The sequence below is a fragment of the Neomoorella sulfitireducens genome (assembly GCF_024733845.1).
GTDB classification, from domain to species: Bacteria; Bacillota; DSM-521; order Neomoorellales; family Neomoorellaceae; genus Neomoorella; species Neomoorella sulfitireducens.
Genome location: NZ_JANRHG010000032.1, coordinates 1 through 1276, shown reverse-complemented (window position 1 = coordinate 1276; position 1276 = coordinate 1). Strand labels below are relative to the sequence as shown.

Genomic DNA, 1276 nt, shown 5'->3' with positions numbered 1-1276 from the left:
TGACCCTCCCCCGATTTGTAGGACACAGAGTTAAGAGTGTATCATCAGAGCAAGGAGGCGTTGTGTCCATGGGGGATTCCAGACGAACATATGATGAAGAATTCAAGCGAAATGCCGTCGAACTATGCCGCACCAGCGGCAAAACTACCAGCCAGATTGCCCGGGACCTGGGGATCAACAGTAGCATGCTCAACAGGTGGCGAAGAGAGCAGGTAAAGTATGGAGAACGCGCCTTTCCCGGTATAGGAAAGCAGATGCGCGGTACCGATCTTGAAGAGGAAAACCGCCGCCTGAAAAAAGAGCTGGCGATAGCCCAGGAGGAACGGGATATCTTAAAAAAAGCTGTGGCCATCTTCTCCAAAATGCCGAAATGAAGTATCGGTTTATCCGGGAGCACACGGGAACTTTCCGTGTCGAGACGATGTGCCGAGTTTTAAAGGTGTCCCGGACAGGATATTACCGCTGGCTAAAAAGGCCTGTAAGCCAACGCCGGAGCCAGGATGAAATTATCAAAGAAAAGATTTTGAATATCTACAACAAGAGCCGTAAAACGTATGGCAGTCCCCGTATACAAAAGCAGCTGGGCAGGGAGGGTATCCACTGCAGCAAAAAGAGGGTCGAACGACTGATGCGAGAAGTAGGGGTCCAGGCCATCCAAAAACGCAAATTCAAGGTTACCACCGACTCCAGGCACAATCTGCCGGTGGCCGAAAATATCTTAAACAGGGAGTTTACCGCCAGCAGCCCTAATAAGAGATGGGTAACGGATATAACGTATATCCCTACCGAAGAAGGCTGGCTGTACCTGGCGGCGGTCATGGACCTCTATTCTAAAAGGGTTACAGGTTATTCAATGCAGAAATATCTGACCCGGGAACTGGTGATTGAGGCCCTGCAGAAGGCCGTCACCAACCGTCGTCCCGGCCGTGGATTGGTCATCCATTCCGACCGCGGCAGCCAGTATGCGAGTTCCGATTATCAGCAACTGCTGCGGCAATATGGTTTTATCTGTTCCATGAGCCGCAAGGGAGATTGTTGGGACAACTCCCCTATGGAAAGTTTCTTCAAAACATTGAAGACGGAACTCGTATATCATCGCCGTTTTAAAACCCGGGCAGAAGCCAGAGTGGAAATTTTTGAGTACATCGAGGTTTTTTATAACCGGTTCAGGTTACATTCAGCTCTCGGGTATGAGACACCGGAAGAATTCGAGAAAAACTATGAGAACCTCATAAAAGTGGCTTAAGTTGGTGTCCTATTTACCGGGGGAAGTCCA

The 1276-nt window shown here is 49.6% G+C and carries 1 protein-coding gene; it reads left to right on the top strand.

The genetic code is table 11. The annotated features are described in order from the left end of the window. Positions 1-68 precede the first annotated feature (68 nt). Positions 69-1246 (top strand): IS3 family transposase gene (locus NWF31_RS14440; RefSeq protein ID WP_258361203.1). Its coding sequence is split into 2 segments (ribosomal slippage): positions 69-345 and positions 345-1246, totalling 1179 coding nucleotides; the frame shifts between segments, so codons are not numbered across the junction. The last annotated feature ends 30 nt before the right edge of the window (positions 1247-1276 follow it).